Here is a 17,370-nt window from a genome sequence, read left to right as displayed (position 1 = left end):
CCGGCCGGTGCTACTTCAATAGGTCTTTGGTGAGGGCTGAGGCTTTGCCAAAGTCCATCTGACCCGCGTATTTGGCTTTGAGCGCGGCCATGACCTTGCCCATGTCCTTGGGGCCAGCGGCGCCAACTTCCTTGATAATGGCGGCGATGGCCGTCTTGGCCTCGTCTTCGCTCATCTGCTTGGGCAGGTAGGCCTCGATGACGTTGATCTCGGCCTGCTCCTTGTCGACGAGGTCCTGGCGGCCACCGGCCGTGTACTGCTCGATGGAATCGCGCCGCTGCTTCACCATCTTGGCGAGCACCGACAGGATGTCGGTGTCGGAGATCTTGTCCTTGCCGGAGGGGCGGGCCTCGATGTCGGCTGCCTTGATCGCCGCATTGATGAGGCGGAGCGTGCCGACGCGATCCTTCTCGCCGGCCTTCATCGCCGTCTTCAGGTCGTCGTTGATCTTGTCGCGCATCTTAAGCCTCCATTGCTCGTCGGCGTGTTTAGGCACGTCGCCCGCCAGGCGCAAGCGATCGTCCTGTTGGCTGAGCGTCAGGTCGCAAGGCCACGCTGTTGACCGGGCGTTGCCCTTACCATAGGTTCCGGCCGCATTCCGCCCTTTCGCCCAGCGTGTGGCCGGTGCACGGCAGCGCCCGTTGTGCCGCATCAGACGCGACTGCCGGAGCCGCCATTGACGACCCCGCAATCAGATACGCCACTGCCCTGGGCCGATGCGCCCCTGACGGCTCGCCTCGTGCTGGCTGATGGCACCGTGATCTCCGGAACGGGGCTTGGAGCCACAGGCTCGGCCGTCGGCGAGGTTTGTTTCAACACGGCGATGACGGGGTACCAGGAGATCCTGACGGATCCCTCGTACGCAGGCCAGATCATCACCTTCACGTTCCCGCACATCGGCAACGTCGGCGCCAACAACGACGACACCGAGACGTCGAACCTCGCGGCGCGCTCGGGAGTGCGGGGGGCTGTGCTGCGGGCTGATATCACCAACCCTTCGAACTACCGCTCGGCAGAGCACCTCGATCGCTGGCTGAAGGCGCGCGGGATCATCGCCATCGCCGGCATCGATACGCGAGCGCTGACGGTACTCATCCGCGAGAAGGGGATGCCGAACGGCGTCATAGCGCATGAGCCATCGGGCAACTTCGATATCGAGAAGCTGAAGGCGGAAGCGGCAGCGTGGCCGGGCCTCGATGGCATGGACCTCGTGCCGGATGTCACGAGCGGCCAAAGCTACTCCTGGGACGAGACGCGCTGGGTGTGGGGCACCGGGTATGGACGTATCGAAGATGCGCCGTTCCATGTTGTTGCCGTAGACTATGGCCTCAAGCGCAACATCCTGCGCTGCCTGGCGAGTGCTGGCTGCAAGGTAACGGTCGTCCCGGCAACGACCAGCGCCGAGGACATCCTGGAGCGCAAGCCGGACGGCGTGTTCCTGTCGAATGGCCCGGGCGATCCGGCAGCGACCGGCAAGTACGCGGTTCCCGAAATCCAGAAGATCGTATCGTCGGGCCTGCCGGTGTTCGGCATTTGCCTCGGACACCAGATGCTGGCGCTGGCGCTAGGTGCGAAGACGCACAAGATGGCTCAGGGCCACCACGGCGCGAATCATCCGGTGAAGGACTTCTCCACGCAGAAGGTGGAGATCACGTCGATGAACCATGGGTTTACCGTGGACCGGTCGACATTGCCTGCCGACGTCGAGGAGACGCACGTGTCGCTGTTCGACGGGACCAACTGCGGTTTGCAGGTGAAGGACAAGCCGATTTTTTCGGTCCAGTACCATCCAGAGGCCTCCCCAGGCCCGCAGGACAGCCACTACCTGTTCGACCGCTTCGTCGAATTGATGCGCCGCCGCAAGATCGGTTGAGCCGGGGTACCCTACAAAACATTAATGCTGACGGCTCTCGCGGGCCGTTCCGGCGACGTTATAGTGTACCCTCTTCGGGAATATTGTGTCTCCTGCGTGGAAAAAGTTCCCGAGGCACAGTAATCAAGCGGCGCCGACGGCAATAAGCCCAACGGCGGACCAGGGAGGAATTCATGCAGCGGTGCGCCATTTTTTGCGCAATCACGGCCTTGCTTACCGCCTCGGCGATGGCCGATGACAAATGCCGCGGCGCGGTGGCCGATGCCTTCAACAAACAGCGTTCGTCGCGGGCGTTCACCATGGCCTCGGAGATGAAGAGCCCGGCCGGACAGGTAAAGATCAACGTCGAATACCAGCCGCCTGACCGCATGCGCCAGACGATCATCGCGCCGAGCCAGGAACCGCTCGAAACCGTCCTTTATGGGGCGCGCGCCTACAGCCGGCAGGGCGGGGCGTGGGAGGAGCTTATGCCGGCCGTTGCCCAGACGATAATCGCGCAGGTACGGGCGGCAGTGGTGGATCCACCCAAGGAGGTGGGTGATTTCGACTGCCTCGGCCCGGTACAACTCGACGGCAAGGATTATCTCGCCTATCGGAGCGTCGAGAAGCGCTCGGACTCCGGCGCGGGAGCCGGCGCTCCGACGCTCCACCGCACGGTCTACGTCGATCCGAAAACCGGGCTGCCGATGGTGAATATCGTCTCGGCCGAGGCGCCATCGACCGAGGTGGTGTTCAAGGGCGTCTACGACTATCCCGAGCACCTCGAGATCGAAGACCATCCGAATGCCCCGCTGGTGAAAATGAGATAAGCGCAAAAATCGCGCGCGTAGCTGTTTGAGGAAACGAACGATGAAGAAGCAGATGATGTGCCGCTTGCTGACGGCCGTAACCGTGCTGATCGCCGCTGGCAGCGTCGCTCATGCAGACTGCAAGGACGAGGTGGCGGCGGCTCTGGAACGCCAGCGCAAGACCAGCGGATTCCGCATGACCACCAAGATGCTGTCGGAGCAAGGTCTGGTGAACATGACGGTCGACTATGTGTTCCCCAACCGGATGCGCCAGGTGATCACCTCGACGCTGGAGCCGAAGCCGGTGGAGACCGTAGTCATTGGGCGGGATGGCTGGAGCCGAATGGAAGGCGAGCAGTGGCATCCGCTGCATCCGCAGGTCGCCGATGCCATGGCGGCGCAGATGCAGGAGACGCTGGGCGAGAAACAGGATGGCTCGCTCGGCGAGTTCGATTGCCTAGGAAAGCAGCCGGTGGATGGTCAGAACTATCTCGCCTACCGCGGCGAGAACACCGAGCCCGGCCCGCAGAACCTGAGCCCGGGCGCGACAGAAAAGCCCAAGCTGCCAGATCGTCCGGTGCGCGTGATCTTCGTCGATCCGACGACCGGTCTGCCGGCTCGCAGCATCTTCGGCCGCGCCGACCGCTTGGAGAAGCCGATCTTCGAGGCCATCTACAGCTACCCTATCGATATCAAGGTCGACCCTCCGAACTTCCCCGGGGCCCCGGTCGACAAGCCGGCGGACGCCAAGCCAGACGAGAAGAAATAAGCCTCGCGCATCTCTGCCTGATCGCGCTTCCTGCATGCACTGGTGCCGCGCCGGTGCATGCACAGTTGCGCTCGCGTGAATTGGGCTATAGCCAAAGCCGCCGACCATGACTTAAAAGGCCGCCTCATGCCCAAACGCACGGATATCAAGTCCATCCTCATCATCGGGGCGGGACCGATCGTCATCGGCCAGGCCTGCGAGTTCGACTATTCCGGCACGCAGGCGTGCAAGGCGTTGAAGGAGGAGGGTTACCGGATCATCCTCGTCAACTCCAATCCAGCGACGATCATGACAGATCCGGAGCTGGCGGACGCGACGTATATCGAGCCGATCACGCCAGAGGTCGTCGCCAAGATCATCGAGAAGGAGCGCCCGGACGCGCTGCTGCCGACGATGGGCGGTCAGACGGCGCTGAATACGGCGCTGTCGCTGGAGCGGATGGGCGTGCTCGCCAAGTTCGGCGTCGAGATGATCGGCGCGCGCGCGGAGGCCATCGACAAGGCCGAGGACCGCAAGCTGTTCCGCGAGGCGATGGACCGGATCGGGCTGGAGAGCCCGCGCGCTGCGATCGCGTCGTCTCCGGCGATCAAGGACGCCGAGGGGCACATTGTCGGCTACGACATAGCGACTGGCTTTGCCGAGGCGATGCGGGTGGTCGACTCGATCGGCCTGCCGGCGATCATCCGCCCGGCGTTTACGCTCGGTGGCACAGGCGGCGGTGTTGCCTACAACCGTGAGGAGTTCGAGACGATCGTGCGGTCGGGCCTCGATGCCTCCCCGGTCGGACAGATCCTGATCGACGAAAGCCTGCTCGGCTGGAAGGAGTATGAGATGGAGGTGGTCCGCGACAAGGCGGACAACTGCATCATCATCTGCTCGATCGAGAACATCGATCCGATGGGCGTGCACACGGGGGATTCCATCACCGTGGCCCCAGCGCTGACGCTGACCGACAAAGAATACCAGATCATGCGCAATGCCTCGATCGCGGTGTTGCGGGAGATCGGCGTGGAGACGGGCGGCTCGAACGTGCAGTTCGCCGTCAACCCCGCGGACGGACGCCTTGTCGTCATCGAGATGAACCCGCGCGTGTCGCGCTCGTCGGCGCTGGCGTCGAAGGCAACCGGCTTCCCAATCGCCAAAGTGGCGGCGAAGCTGGCGGTGGGCTACACGCTAGACGAGCTCGCCAACGACATCACCGAAGGGGCGACACCCGCCTCGTTCGAGCCGACGATCGATTATGTCGTCACCAAGATCCCGCGCTTCGCGTTCGAGAAATTCGCTGGTTCCGATACGACGCTGACGACTGCCATGAAGTCGGTCGGCGAGGTGATGGCGATTGGGCGCACATTTGCGGAAAGCGTACAGAAGGCGCTGCGCTCGATGGAGACAGGGCTTTCCGGCTTCGATGACATCGAGCTGGAAGGGCTTGGCCAGGGCGACGACAAGAACGTCATTCGCGCGGCTGTTTCAAAGCCGACGCCCGACCGCATCCTAAAGGTGGCGCAGGCGCTGCGGCTCGGCTTCGATGTGGATCAGGTCCACAACTCTTGCCGCATCGATCCGTGGTTCCTCAGTCAGATCAAGGCGATCGTCGATGAGGAAGCGCGCGTAAAGGCACATGGGCTGCCGAAGACCGTTTCGCAGCTGCGCCGCCTGAAGGCGATGGGCTTCTCGGATGCACGCCTCGCCAAGCTGGCGGGTCTTCCCGAGAAGGACGTGCGTGCACACCGCGTGGCGCTGGGCGTGCACCCGGTTTTCAAGCGCATCGACACGTGTGCGGCCGAGTTCGCCGCACCGACGGCCTACATGTATTCGACGTACGAGACGGGGCTTACGGGAGAGCCCGCGGACGAAGCTTATCCGTCCGACAAGCAGAAAGTGATCATCCTCGGCGGCGGTCCGAACCGCATCGGCCAGGGCATCGAGTTCGACTACTGCTGCTGCCATGCCTGCTTTGCGCTGACGGCGGCGGGCTTCGAAACGATCATGGTCAACTGCAACCCCGAGACGGTATCGACCGACTACGACACCTCGGACCGGCTCTATTTCGAGCCGCTGACTGCCGAGGACGTGCTCGAGATCGTCGAGAAGGAGAAGTCGAAGGGGACGCTGAAGGGCGTCATCGTGCAGTTCGGCGGGCAGACGCCGCTGAAGCTGGCGGCGGCGCTGGAAGAAGCGGGCGTGCCCATCCTCGGCACCTCACCTGACGCCATCGACCTTGCGGAAGATCGCGATCGCTTCAAGGAACTGATCGACAAACTCGGGCTGCAGCAGCCGCAGAGCGGCATTGCGCGCTCGCCAGGCGAGGCGCGCTCGGTTGCCGATAAGATCGGCTATCCGGTCGTCATTCGTCCGTCGTACGTTCTGGGCGGCCGCGCGATGGAAATCGTGCACGATGGCTTGGAGGTCGACCGCTACGTGACGCGACTCTCAGCGACGCTCGATCGTCCGTCTGAGCTCGTCGTCTCCGACAAGCGGCCGCTGCTGATCGACCGATATCTCACCGACGCGGTGGAAGTCGACGTCGACTGCCTCGCCGACGGCAAGGATACGTTCGTCGCGGGTATCATGGAGCACATCGAGGAAGCGGGTATTCACTCGGGCGATAGCGCTTGCTCGCTGCCACCTTATTCGCTTGGCTCGGGGATGCTGGCCGAGCTCGACCGGCAGGCGCGCGAGCTAGCGCTGGCGCTGAAGGTCGTCGGCCTGATGAACGTGCAGTTTGCGATCAAGGACGGCGTTGTCTACGTGCTCGAAGTCAATCCGCGCGCGTCGCGCACGGTGCCGTTCGTCGCCAAGGTGATCGGCAAACCGATCGCGGCCATCGCCTCGGAAGTGATGGCCGGCAAGCCGCTCGCAGACTTCAAGCTCACCCAGCCGCAACTGAAGCATGTCGCCGTGAAAGAGGCCGTGTTCCCGTTTGCGCGCTTCCCCGGCGTCGACCCTATCCTCGGCCCGGAGATGCGCTCGACCGGCGAGGTGATGGGCATCGACAGCGACTTCGCCATGGCGTTCCTCAAGAGCCAGCTCGGCTCGGGGCAGGTCCTGCCGATGCGCGGTACGGTGTTCATTTCCGTGAAGGACACCGACAAGGACCGGGTGGTGGCCCCGGTGCGCGAGCTGGAGGGGATGGGCTTCAAAATCATCGCCACCGGGGGGACCAAGCGCCACCTCGAAGCCAACGGCATCGCCTGCGAAGCTATCAACAAGGTATTGGAAGGGCGGCCGCACATCGTCGATGCGATGAAGAACGGCGACGTACAGCTCGTCTTCAATACGACGGCAGGTGCTAAGGCATTGTCCGACAGCAAGGATATCCGCCGGACGGCCTTGCTTCACCATATACCATATTATACAACTATAGCTGGTGCGATGGCGGTCACCCGGGCCATTAGGGCCTTAAAAGCGGGCACATTGAGCGTAGCCCCTTTGCAAAGCTTCGTGACGCGCCCATCCTAATCATCCGGGCCGCCTCAGGGCGGCCCATTTCACACGTTGGCAGCAACGAGTGTTGGTGGTCCTGGCCTGTCTGCCAGGCCGTAGGGAGATGTTAGGAATGTCGATGGAACGGGTCCCGATGACTGTCGAGGGCTTTCGCTCGCTTGAAGCGGAGCTGCATCGTCTCAAATCGGAGGAACGCCCCCGTATCATTCAGGCCATCGCCGAAGCGCGCTCGCATGGCGATCTCTCCGAGAATGCAGAGTATCACGCTGCCAAGGAACAGCAGGGCCTCAACGAGGCGCGCGTTGCCGATCTCGAGGATCGGCTGGGCCGCGCCGACGTCATCGATACGACGAAGCTGTCAGGCGATACGGTCAAGTTCGGCGCCACGGTGACGCTGGTCGACGAGGATACCGACGAGAAGGTCAAATACAGGATCGTCGGCGACTTCGAAGCGAGCGTGAAGGACGGCAAGATCTCGATCTCTTCGCCGATTGCCCGCGCACTGATCGGCAAGTCGAAGGGTGACACCGCCGAGGTGACGACGCCCAAGGGACCGCGGTCCTACGAGGTCTTGAAGATCGAGTGGAAGTAACCGCTTCCGAGCTGCAAGCGATGCAGTTACTGGCCACGCGGGAGCCGCTGGTTTTCCGCGTGCGGGTGCATATCTAACTCCAAGGTCGCCGGTTGAACGAATCGGCGCGCCCGGGCGTTCGGCCGGGCGATAGGAGTACGAGATCATGCAGCCGATCTTTTCGCGGCGTTCCCTGTTGGCTTTGATTCTCTTGGGAGCGGGTGGTTTGGCCGTGACGGCAGACAATGCGGCCGCCGGCGGGCTAGTCGAAGCAGGAGAGTTGGAGCATGCGCGTGCCAATGCGCGTGCGGGCGGTCCTGTGAGCGAACGGGATGCGGAGTTGCTGGAGCGCTACGGCTGCCTCAGTGGAACGAACAGCCCGGTCTGCCGCCAGGGCTACCGGGGCCAGCGTTACTATTACGCCGACCGGCGACATAAGCACCGCACACACAAGCATCGTCGCCGCCACCGCTGAGCTGGCGGGTTCACTTTTCCGGCACGGAGATGGGGACGCCGGGCTCGCGCTTGGCACGACGAATAGTGAGGAAGGTCTTCACGCTGGCGACGTTGGGAGCTGCCGTCAGATCGCCGAGAATGAAGTCCTGGAAGGCGGGCAGGTCCTTGGCGACGCACTTGAGCATGTAGTCGCTCTCGCCCGAGAGCATGTAGGCCTCCCGGACGATTGGCCAGGCGAGGACGCGGTTCTCGAAGGCGCGCAGCTCGGCCTCGGCCTGATTATGCAACCCGACCATGGCGAATGCGGTGAGCTCGAAGCCTAGCGCGGCTTCATCGAGCAGGACGGTATAGCCGGCGATGAGACCAGCCTGCTCCAGGGCCCTGACGCGCCTAAGGCAAGGGGGGGCCGAGAGGCCCACGCGGGAGGCAAGGGCGACGTTGGTTAGGCTGCCGTCGGCCTGCAGCTCCTTGAGAATGCGCCAATCGACGAGGTCCAGGCGCACGGCCATCGCGCTCAAGTCTCCAGGGATTTGCGGTCGACGCTGGTCTTGCCCGACATTGTAGCCCGACATGGCGAGGGACGTTGCACCAAGCGGCCCAATTTGGCTAGCGCTGGAGCGTCTGACCTTCGCCTTTTACATTGCGGCTCTATTGGGGGTGGACAGCCTCCGGTCTGATGATGCCATCCTAGCGATATGATGCATGCACCCGTTGATCATTTCCGTCCTCTCGCCGGCCGCAGCGCCTGGCTGCTCACCACCGGTGCCGCGGGCATGGACGTGCAGACGCGCGGGCTCGCGGATGCGCTCGGGCTCTCCTACACGCTGAAGCCGATCGCTCCGAAGGGCATCTACAAGTTGTTGTCTCCGTGGGGACCGGTGGCAGCGAGCGAGCGGTTCGGCGAGGCGGGGGCTGCGTTCGCTCCGCCGTGGCCGCAGGTTGCGATCGCGTTGGGGCGCACAAGCGTCCCCTATCTGCGCGCGCTGCGGCGGCATTCGCCGGCTACGTTCACGATCCTGATGCTCGATACGCGAGCGGGAACAGGCGCGGCGGATGTGATCTGGGTTCCCCAGCACGATCGTCTGCGCGGGGAGAACGTGATCATAACGCTGACGTCGCCGCACAGCTTCACGCCGACGCGCATCGAAGCGTTGCGGCGCACGATGCCGGACGAGATTGCAGCACTGTCGGGGCCGCGGGTGGCCGTGGTACTTGGCGGCCGGAACGGGAGCTACAAGTTTACAGCGGGCGACGATGCGCGTCTTGCTGCTTCACTGTCGTCGCTGGGCGCGCTGGGCGTCAGCTTCATGATTACGCCGTCGCGGCGTACGCACCATCGCCTGTTCAATGTGACTGAAGAGGCGACGCGGCCGTTCCCGCGCATTCTCTGGGATGGTGACGGGCCCAATCCTTATCCGGATTTTCTGGCGCACGCGGACATGTTCGTCGTGACCGGCGACAGCGTGAACATGACCGGCGAGGCGGCGGCAACCGGGCGTCCGGTGCTGGTGTTCCATCCCTCCGGTGGGTCGGCGAAGTTCCGGCGCTTCCATCGCGCGCTCGAAGCCTACGGCGCAACGCGTGAGCTTCCGGAGCGCGTCGATCGGTTGCCACCGTGGTCGTATGAGCCGCTGCACGCGGCCGAGACCATTGCGCGCGAAGTCGAGCGTCGATGGCTGGCGCGCGGCTGCGTGCATCCATGAGCCAACAGGGGGGCGGGGGTCTCGATGAGGCGACGCTGTGCGCCGGCGGGACGCTTTCGCTGCCTGATCTCACCGCCGGAGCGCGTGCCTGGCGCTTCATAGAGATGGCGCTGCTCTACGTTGTGGCGCCGTTTGCAGTGGATGCGGCCGTGCATGACTGGGGCATCCCGGTTTTCATCGCGCTCATTCCGGTTCTGGCGCTCATCCTTATCGTGTTGCTGATCGACCGGACGTTCTCGTTACGGCGTGAGCTGACGCGCGGGTTCTCGCTGGGTCAGCTCGGCTCGATACTTCTGGTGTTTGCGATCGGCGGGGGGATCGTCGCGACGTACGTTGCGGAGTACCTGCCGTTTTTGTTCCTGGAGTTTCCGCGCAATCGCCCGGAGACGTATCAGCGCATCATGCTGCTGTATCCGCTGATGTCGGTGATCGCGCAGGAGCTGGTGTACAGAACGTTCTTCTTTCATCGCTACGGGCTCCTGTTCGGGCGCGCGTGGTGGCTGGCGATTGTGCTCAACGGCGTGCTGTTCGGGCTGGGCCACATCGTGATCGGAACACCGCTCGCCATCTATGGCACCGCGGCGACCGGCATGCTGTTCGCTTGGCGCTATGCCATCACGCGGTCATTCTGGGCCGTCTTCATCGAGCACACGCTGTGGGGATGGCTGGTGTTCACGGTCGGCCTCGGGCGCTACTTCTTTACTGGCGTCGGCATCCTTTCCTGGCGGTGAGCAGAGGGATGTGCATGACCGGGCGCGCATTATTGGCCGCGCGTTGTAGACGCCGTAAGGAGTGTCTTCGCAGTAGGCGGAGCGATTTCGATGATGAGCCCGGACAATCCTCTGCAAGGCCGCAGCTGCTGGATCATCAGCGACGGCAAGGCGGGCAACGATGTGCAGACGCACGGCATCGCAAATGCGCTCGGTCTTGCCATCACGGTGAAGCGGATAAAGCCCGAGGGAATCCACAAGCTGCTGTCACCGTGGATCGGCGTGTCCCGCGGTGTTCGTTTCGGTGCGCCGGGAAGCGATTTCGCACCGCCTTGGCCGGATGTGGCGATGTCGATCGGGCGGCTGACGACGCCGTATATCCGCGAGCTGAAACGCCGCGCGGGAAAAGCCACGTTCACGGTCATTCTGCAGAACCCGAAGGTTTCGCTGAAGACGGCCGATCTGTTCTGGGTGCCAGAGCACGACAAGCTGCGCGGCGACAACGTGATAACTTCACTGACCGCGCCGCACGGTTTCACCGAAGAGCGGCTGGCGAAATTGCGTCAGACCGTTCCTGAATATCTCAGCGCGCTTCCTGGTCCGCGCGTTGCGGTGATGCTCGGCGGCTCGAACGGCGACTACACGTATTCGCCAGCTGCGCTGGAACGGCTCGAGCGCGCCATCGTGGCGTTGGGCGAAATTGGCGCGAGCCTGCTGATCACGCCGTCGCGCCGAAGCGAAGCAGCGGTGGTGGAATGCGCACGGCGCGCAAGCGCGCGCTTCCCAGGCATGTTCTGGGACATGACCGGCGAGAACCCTTATCCGCATTTCATTGCTTGCGCGGATGTATTCCTTGCACCTGCCGACAGCATCAACATGACGGGCGAGCCGTGCGCGACGGGCAAGCCCGTCTATGTGTTTCATCCTGACGGTGGCTCGGCAAAGTTTGCGCGCTTTCATCAGGCGCTCGAACGGCACGGCGCGACGCGACCGTTTACTGAACAGCTTTCCAATCTTGCAGAATGGACATATGCGCCATTGAATTCTGGTGCAGCGATCGCGCGTCAAATTGTGGCGCGTTACAAAACGATTCAAAACTAGCCAGAGTTGGTTTGAGAAGTTCGTGCATAACAGCGTTTTTCAACTGTGAAGTGCGTGCATAACCGGAAATACCGATTGGTAAGGTGACCGAGCGCGCGATAACTGGCAGCAGCATAGCGTGGAAGATTTGCAGCGAACCAGGAGCGCAATTCATGTCCGCATCTGCCAAAGAAGTCGCCGCGTCGTTACTCAGAAGCTTCCATACCGCCTCGGAAGGACGCAGTCCTTACCGCCATTGGTTCCTCAAGGACTGTCTGCCGCAATCGACCGTTGACGAGATCTTGTCGCTTCCGATCTCCGCGGCTGATCTTGGCGGCGTGTCAGGCAAGCGCGAGTTGCACAATGCGTCGCGCCATTATTTCGATGTCGCCAATCGCGCCGAGCATGGGTGCGCCGAATCGGTTTCGTCGGCCTTGCAGGATCCGCGCGTCGCGGCAGAAATCGAGCGCATCTTTGGAGTGAAGCTCGGTGGCACATATCTGCGCATCGAGTTCGCGCAGGATGTCGACGGCTTCTGGCTCGAACCGCACACCGACATCGGCGTGAAGGCGTTCACGTTCCTGCTCTATCTGTCGACGGACCCGACGCATGCGGACCTCGGCACGGATATCTACGATAACGACAAACAGTGGGTGGGCCGATCGCCGTTCGCATCCAACGCGGCGATGATCTTCGTGCCCTCGACTATCAGCTATCACGGCTTCGAGCCGCGCAAGATCAACGGCGTGCGCAAGTCGCTGGTGATTAATTATGTGACGAACGAGTGGCGGGCACGCGAGCAGCTCTCGTATCCCGAGCAGCCGGTAATGGTTGCCGAGCCGGCGTTCGCCTGACGCGCAGTCAAGGCTGTCTTTGAAGGGCGCATGCGGCGACGCGTGCGCCTTTTCCTTTTGAAAACAAAACCCTATGTATCCGGAGGCTTACTGCCTCAGTGGCTGCGCCCGGCGCTGTCCGGGGTGCTGAGCATCGGCCGCGTTGAGAGGCGCGGCGTGATCGGCTAGAAGGCCGCAAAGACCAATCCCGACACCCGCGATTCGAGGAGGCCGCCCCCGTGGCGAACCCGCAGTACGTCTATCACATGCACAAGCTCTCCAAGGCCTATCCGGGGGGCAAACAGGTTCTGAAGGATATCTCGCTGTCGTTCCTGCCGGGCGCCAAGATCGGCGTCGTCGGTCTCAACGGCGCGGGCAAGTCGACGCTGCTGAAGATCATGGCCGGGCGGGTCGACGATTTCCTCGGCGAAGCCAAGGCCGCAGACGGCATCAGGGTCGGCTACCTGCCACAGGAGCCGGAGCTCGATCCGGATAAGGACGTGCTCGGAAACGCGATGGAAGGCGTCGCGGAGAAGAAGGCGATCCTCGACCGCTACAACGAGATCGCGGCGAACTACTCGGATGAGACTGCCGACGAGATGACGGCGCTGCAGGATCAGATCGATGCGCAAGATCTGTGGGATCTCGACACGCAGGTGGAGCAGGCGCTCGATGCGCTGCGCTGCCCTCCGGGGGATGCCGATGTTACCAAGCTGTCGGGCGGCGAGAAACGCCGCGTGGCGTTGACGAGGCTGTTGCTGTCGAAGCCCGACATCCTGCTGCTGGACGAGCCGACGAACCATCTCGACGCAGAAAGCGTCGCGTGGCTCGAGCACTTCCTGAAGGAGTACACCGGCTGCGTCATCCTGGTGACGCACGACCGCTACTTCCTCGACAACCTCACTGATTGGACTCTCGAATTGGATCGCGGCCAGGGTGTCCCCTACAAGGGCAACTATTCGGCCTGGCTGGAGCAGAAGGCCAAGCGCGCCGAGGTCGAGAAGTCTGCCGAGGAAGGGCGCCAGAAGCAGATCAATCGCGAGCTGGAATGGATTCGCGCCTCGCCGAAAGCGCGGCAGGCCAAATCCAAGGCGCGTGTCGCCGCCTTCGACAAGCTCGTCGAGCAGGCGGGTCGCGAGGATGTGGGCAAAGCCTCATTCTCCATCGCTGCCGGTCCGCGTCTGGGCGACATGGTTGTCGAAGTGTCGGGGCTCAAGAAGGCGTTCGGTGACCAGCTGCTGATCGACGGCCTGTCGTTCAAGCTGCCGCCTGGCGGTATTGTCGGCGTCATTGGCCCCAACGGTGCCGGTAAGACGACGCTGTTCAAGATGATCACGGGCAAGGAGAAGCCGGACGAGGGCGAGATCAAGCTCGGTCCGACGGTGAAGGTCGCCTATGTCGATCAGAGCCGCGATCATCTCGATGACAAGAAGACCGTGTGGGAGGAGATTTCCGGCGGTCTCGACATCATGAAGTTCGGCGACAAGCGTGAGATGTCCTCACGCGCTTATTGTGGCTGGTTCAACTTCAAGGGTGCGGATCAGCAGAAGAAGGTGGGCCTTCTGTCGGGCGGTGAGCGCAACCGCGTGCATCTGGCGAAGATGCTGAAGGAGGGCGGCAACCTGTTGCTGCTCGACGAGCCGACGAACGACCTCGACACTGAGACGCTCGGTGCCCTGGAAGCGGCTCTGGAAGATTTCCCCGGCTGCGCCGTGGTCATCAGCCATGATCGCTTCTTCCTCGACCGTTTGGCGACACACATCCTCGCATTCGAAGGCGACAGCCACGTCGAATGGTTCGAGGGCAACTTCGCCGACTACGAGGAAGACAAGAAGCGTCGCCTGGGCGAGGCTGCGACTGAGCCGCACCGCATCAAGTTCAAGCGCTTCGAGCGGGCATAGACGCGGGTACTGTCGGAGCGGCAATGACCACTGGGCACGTATTCATTGCGGTCAGTCTCGACGGGTACATCGCCCGACCGGACGGCGCGATTGATTGGCTCGATGCGTGGCCCGACGTCGGCCACGATTACGGCTTTGCTGCGTTCATGGAGAGCGTCGACGGGCTCGTGATGGGCCGGTCGACGTTCGAGCAGGCGCTGCGATTTTCCGACTGGCCGTATACGAAGCCGGTTATCGTGTTGAGCCGCACGATGGGCGAAGAGGACGTACCCAGCGCTCTCTCGGGCCGCGTGCGCGTGAGCGATAGCGGTCCGCGCGAGGTAATGAACGAGTTGAGCCAGGCGGGCTGGCAGCGGGCCTACATCGACGGCGGCCGTGTCATTCAATCATTCTTGCGTGAGGGATTGATCGACGACCTCGTCATTACACGGCTGCCGATCGTGATCGGTTCGGGGCTGCCGCTGTTCGGCGAAGTGACCGAGGACGTGCGCCTAGCGCATGTTTCGACGTCCGCGTTTCCATCAGGATTTGTCCAGTCCCGCTACCGCGCATCAGCGTTGTGAGACGTGATGCGCGCCTGCAACCGGCGCGTCACATCCGAGCCCAATTCCCCTGCCAACTGGCCGCCAATCAGGCCGCTTAGGAGTTTCGGGAGAATTATGGGCAGGTTTTCTGACCGCGTGCGGGCTGCGGGCTCAGCTGAAAATGCCGGGCATGGCATGTCGCCCCTGGAGGGCGGCAAATTCGCAGCCGTGCTCTCGGCGATCGCGCTCGCCATCTCCGGCTACAGCCTTTGGGAGACTTCGCTCCGGCAGGCGGACGTGCGGATCTTCGTGCCGCCCGTCATCCAATACTCGGCGCCGTATCAGAACTCGAACTTCGAAATGATCGCGGTTCCGGTGACGATGACCAACGAGGGTGCGCGTACGGCGACGATCCTGTCGATGCAACTTGCCGTCACCGATCCCCGGACTCAGGTGACGAAGCACTTCTATGCCGCCGATTTCGGGCGCTGGACGATGGAGCGTACGCGAACGGGTGCCTACGAGCCGTTCGCGCCTGTGTCTCTTGCCGGCAGGTCGAGCCGCACGGAGTCGGTGCTGTTCTATACGCGCGGCGATGGAGAGAAGCCGGCGCAGCTGATCGAGGCGCTCGGGTCATACAACTTCGATCTTACGTTCGACGTGGCGGAGACGAAGGATAAGCCGACCGTCAAATTCGATCGCTCACTGCTCTACTATGATGCGCGTGCGTTCAACGAGCGCACCTTGCCGATGTATAGCGCAGACTGGCAATCATCGAGCAACACCAAGGCCGACTGAGCAAAGTCAGATCGCGCGGCGCGCGGCGGCGAGCTTGTGAGCGTTCTTCAGGTCGCGACTGAACTCTCCTGATCGCCAGGCTGCTCGCCGACGAATGCCAACTCCGGATGGAGCGGTCCTTCGCCCAACACCGCACGCGTCCCGCCTCCGACGAAAGGCTCGGATGCGCTGATCAGGGCGTTAAGGGCGCGCAACGTTCTCGGGCCTGCACCCTCGGCGGCAGGGTTTGGTTTCTGGGACATGACCACACGAAGCCAACAAGCGGGCAAGAGACTATTTGGGTTGGCGCGCGATCAATGCAATGCCGCACTGGTAGAACGGGGGCGGCTCGGGTAAGAGGCGCCGTATGGAACAGAGCCTACTTAAAGAAGCGCCGAGCAAGGCGACACGCAGGGACTGGATCGGTCTGGCGGTGATCGCGATCCCGTGTCTCATCTATTCGATGGACCTGACCGTGCTGCATCTGGCGGTGCCGCAGATCAGTGCGGAGTTCAAGCCGAGTGCGGCGCAGCTGCTATGGATCGTCGACATCTACGGCTTCATGGTCGCGGGCGCCCTAGTGACGATGGGCACGCTTGGGGATCGGATCGGGCGGCGCAAGGTGCTGCTCTATGGTGCGGCGGCGTTCGGTGCGGCGTCGGCATTTGCCGCTGCGGCACCGAGCGCAGAGATGCTCATCTTGGCGCGCGCTCTGCAGGGTTTGGCTGCGGCTTCGCTGGCGCCGTCGACGCTCTCGCTCATCCGCAACATGTTTCTCGATGATCGGGAGCGCACGTTTGCCATTGGTGTCTGGGTGGCAAGCTTCTCCGCCGGCGCAGTGATTGGTCCGCTGTTCGGCGGTGTATTGCTCACGCACTTCAATTGGCACTCGGTGTTCCTGATCAACGTGCCGATCATGGCGTTGCTGCTGATCATCGGTCCGACGCTGTTGCCCGAGTTTCGCGATCCCAAGGCCGGGCGGATGGACGTTGTGAGCGCGGCGCAATCGCTCGTGGCGGTGCTGTCCGTGGTCTATGGCATGAAGCGGATTGCGGCCGACGGCGTCGACGTGTTCGCGGCCGGTGCGATCGTGGCGGGGCTTTGCATTGGGTGGATGTTCTTCCGTCGGCAGCGGCGTCTTGCCGATCCGCTGATCGATGTGCGGCTGTTCGCGGTGCCGGCGTTCAGTGCGGCGCTGATCATGAACATCCTAGGGCTGTTCATGATCATGGGGATGTTCCTGTTTATTGCCCAGTACCTGCAACTCGTTGTCGGCATGAGCCCGCTGACCGCTGGCCTGTTCACGGCGCCGGCGGGCGTCGTGTTCGCGTGCGGGTCGATGATGGCGCCAGTCCTTTTGCGCTATTTTGCACCCAGAAGCGTGGTGGCGTGCGTGCTGCTCATCTCGGCGGTCGGCTTTGCGCTGCTGACGCAGATCTCCGCGGCAAGCAACCCGCAGTCGCTGCTGTTCATCGGCATGCTGGTGTTCTGCACGGGCATGGCGCCGGTGGGTGCGATCACGACAGATCTGGTGATGGCTGCTGCGCCGCCGGAACGAGCGGGCGCGGCTTCAGCGATATCGGAGACGAGCTTCGAGTTCGGTGGTGCGCTCGGCATCGCGGTTCTCGGCAGCATCCTCACTGTTGTCTATCGGACGAGCATGGAAGGGGCGGTGCTGCCCGATGTGCCGGTATCTATGCATGAAGCTGCCTCGGAAACGATTGGCGCTGCGATAGCGGCGGCACATGCCTTGCCAGGCGCGGCAGGGAGTGAGTTGCTCGCGGTTGCGCATGCTGCGTACACGTATGCATTCGAGGTCACGGCGGCCGTTTCGACCGCTTGCGCGCTGCTCGCGGCGATCGTCGCGGGCTTAATGCTTCCTCATTTCCGGCTCGAACACATGGCCAAATAGTCGAAGCACTTGATTCGACTGCAGCA

General features: G+C 62.9%; 16 protein-coding genes. 14 read left to right on the top strand and 2 right to left on the bottom strand.

Annotated features, from left to right (window positions below; translation table 11 throughout):
* Window positions 1-10: 10 nt before the first annotated feature.
* Window positions 11-460 (bottom strand): GatB/YqeY domain-containing protein, encoded by a 450-nt coding sequence (locus tag ACP15D_RS02245; RefSeq protein WP_424955943.1) that lies wholly within the window; start codon window positions 458-460, stop codon window positions 11-13.
* Between the two features lie 216 nt (window positions 461-676).
* Between ACP15D_RS02245 and carA the strand changes: the two genes are divergently transcribed.
* From carA to ACP15D_RS02215, 6 genes are all read left to right on the top strand, one after another.
* Complete coding sequence (gene carA, locus ACP15D_RS02240; RefSeq protein ID WP_424955942.1) at window positions 677-1,873, top strand: glutamine-hydrolyzing carbamoyl-phosphate synthase small subunit; 1,197 nt, start codon at window positions 677-679, stop codon at window positions 1,871-1,873.
* 173 nt (window positions 1,874-2,046) lie between these two features.
* On the top strand, window positions 2,047-2,682 hold the full coding sequence (locus ACP15D_RS02235; RefSeq protein WP_424955941.1) for a hypothetical protein: 636 nt from the start codon (window positions 2,047-2,049) through the stop codon (window positions 2,680-2,682).
* A gap of 40 nt (window positions 2,683-2,722) precedes the next feature.
* Window positions 2,723-3,430, top strand: a complete 708-nt coding sequence (locus ACP15D_RS02230; RefSeq protein WP_424955940.1) for a hypothetical protein — start codon at window positions 2,723-2,725, stop codon at window positions 3,428-3,430.
* 126 nt (window positions 3,431-3,556) lie between these two features.
* Window positions 3,557-6,892, top strand: coding sequence for a carbamoyl-phosphate synthase large subunit (gene carB / locus ACP15D_RS02225; protein WP_424955939.1), 3,336 nt, complete (start codon window positions 3,557-3,559; stop codon window positions 6,890-6,892).
* A 103-nt stretch (window positions 6,893-6,995) separates the two neighbouring features.
* Complete coding sequence (greA, locus tag ACP15D_RS02220) at window positions 6,996-7,469, top strand: transcription elongation factor GreA (RefSeq protein WP_424959158.1); 474 nt, start codon at window positions 6,996-6,998, stop codon at window positions 7,467-7,469.
* Window positions 7,470-7,674: 205 nt separating this feature from the next.
* The gene (locus ACP15D_RS02215; RefSeq protein ID WP_424955938.1) at window positions 7,675-7,923 is read left to right on the top strand and encodes a hypothetical protein; all 249 of its coding nucleotides are present in this window, start codon (window positions 7,675-7,677) and stop codon (window positions 7,921-7,923) included.
* A 10-nt stretch (window positions 7,924-7,933) separates the two neighbouring features.
* On the opposite strand, the gene ACP15D_RS02210 is transcribed toward ACP15D_RS02215, so the two are convergent.
* A complete protein-coding gene (locus tag ACP15D_RS02210) occupies window positions 7,934-8,413 on the bottom strand; it encodes an Lrp/AsnC family transcriptional regulator (protein WP_072377774.1) in 480 nt (159 codons plus the stop codon).
* Between the two features lie 189 nt (window positions 8,414-8,602).
* On the opposite strand from ACP15D_RS02210, the gene ACP15D_RS02205 reads away from it, so the two are divergent.
* The 8 genes from ACP15D_RS02205 (at window position 8,603) to ACP15D_RS02170 (ending at window position 17,344) form a co-directional block, all read left to right on the top strand.
* A complete protein-coding gene (locus ACP15D_RS02205; protein WP_424955937.1) occupies window positions 8,603-9,607 on the top strand; it encodes a mitochondrial fission ELM1 family protein in 1,005 nt (334 codons plus the stop codon).
* Window positions 9,604-10,338, top strand: a complete 735-nt coding sequence (locus ACP15D_RS02200) for a CPBP family intramembrane glutamic endopeptidase (RefSeq protein WP_424955936.1) — start codon at window positions 9,604-9,606, stop codon at window positions 10,336-10,338. Before ACP15D_RS02205 ends, ACP15D_RS02200 begins: the two co-directional genes overlap by 4 nt.
* A 90-nt stretch (window positions 10,339-10,428) precedes the next feature.
* Window positions 10,429-11,418 (top strand): mitochondrial fission ELM1 family protein, encoded by a 990-nt coding sequence (locus tag ACP15D_RS02195; protein ID WP_424955935.1) that lies wholly within the window; start codon window positions 10,429-10,431, stop codon window positions 11,416-11,418.
* A gap of 152 nt (window positions 11,419-11,570) precedes the next feature.
* Window positions 11,571-12,251, top strand: a complete 681-nt coding sequence (locus tag ACP15D_RS02190; protein WP_424955934.1) for a 2OG-Fe(II) oxygenase — start codon at window positions 11,571-11,573, stop codon at window positions 12,249-12,251.
* 218 nt (window positions 12,252-12,469) lie between these two features.
* Window positions 12,470-14,131 carry an energy-dependent translational throttle protein EttA gene (gene ettA, locus ACP15D_RS02185; protein WP_424955933.1) on the top strand — a complete coding sequence of 554 codons (1,662 nt, stop codon included), beginning with the start codon at window positions 12,470-12,472 and terminating at the stop codon, window positions 14,129-14,131.
* Window positions 14,132-14,154: 23 nt separating this feature from the next.
* A complete protein-coding gene (locus ACP15D_RS02180; protein WP_424955932.1) occupies window positions 14,155-14,694 on the top strand; it encodes a dihydrofolate reductase family protein in 540 nt (179 codons plus the stop codon).
* Window positions 14,695-14,790: 96 nt separating this feature from the next.
* Window positions 14,791-15,453 carry a hypothetical protein gene (locus tag ACP15D_RS02175; RefSeq protein WP_424955931.1) on the top strand — a complete coding sequence of 221 codons (663 nt, stop codon included), beginning with the start codon at window positions 14,791-14,793 and terminating at the stop codon, window positions 15,451-15,453.
* 346 nt (window positions 15,454-15,799) lie between these two features.
* A complete protein-coding gene (locus ACP15D_RS02170) occupies window positions 15,800-17,344 on the top strand; it encodes an MFS transporter (RefSeq protein ID WP_424955930.1) in 1,545 nt (514 codons plus the stop codon).
* The last annotated feature ends 26 nt before the right edge of the window (window positions 17,345-17,370 follow it).

The organism is Hyphomicrobium sp. 1Nfss2.1 (assembly GCF_965243865.1).
GTDB lineage: Bacteria > Pseudomonadota > Alphaproteobacteria > Rhizobiales > Hyphomicrobiaceae > Hyphomicrobium_A.
The sequence above is the reverse complement of the archived record's forward strand: the minus strand, read 5'-3'. Positions and strand labels throughout refer to the sequence as shown.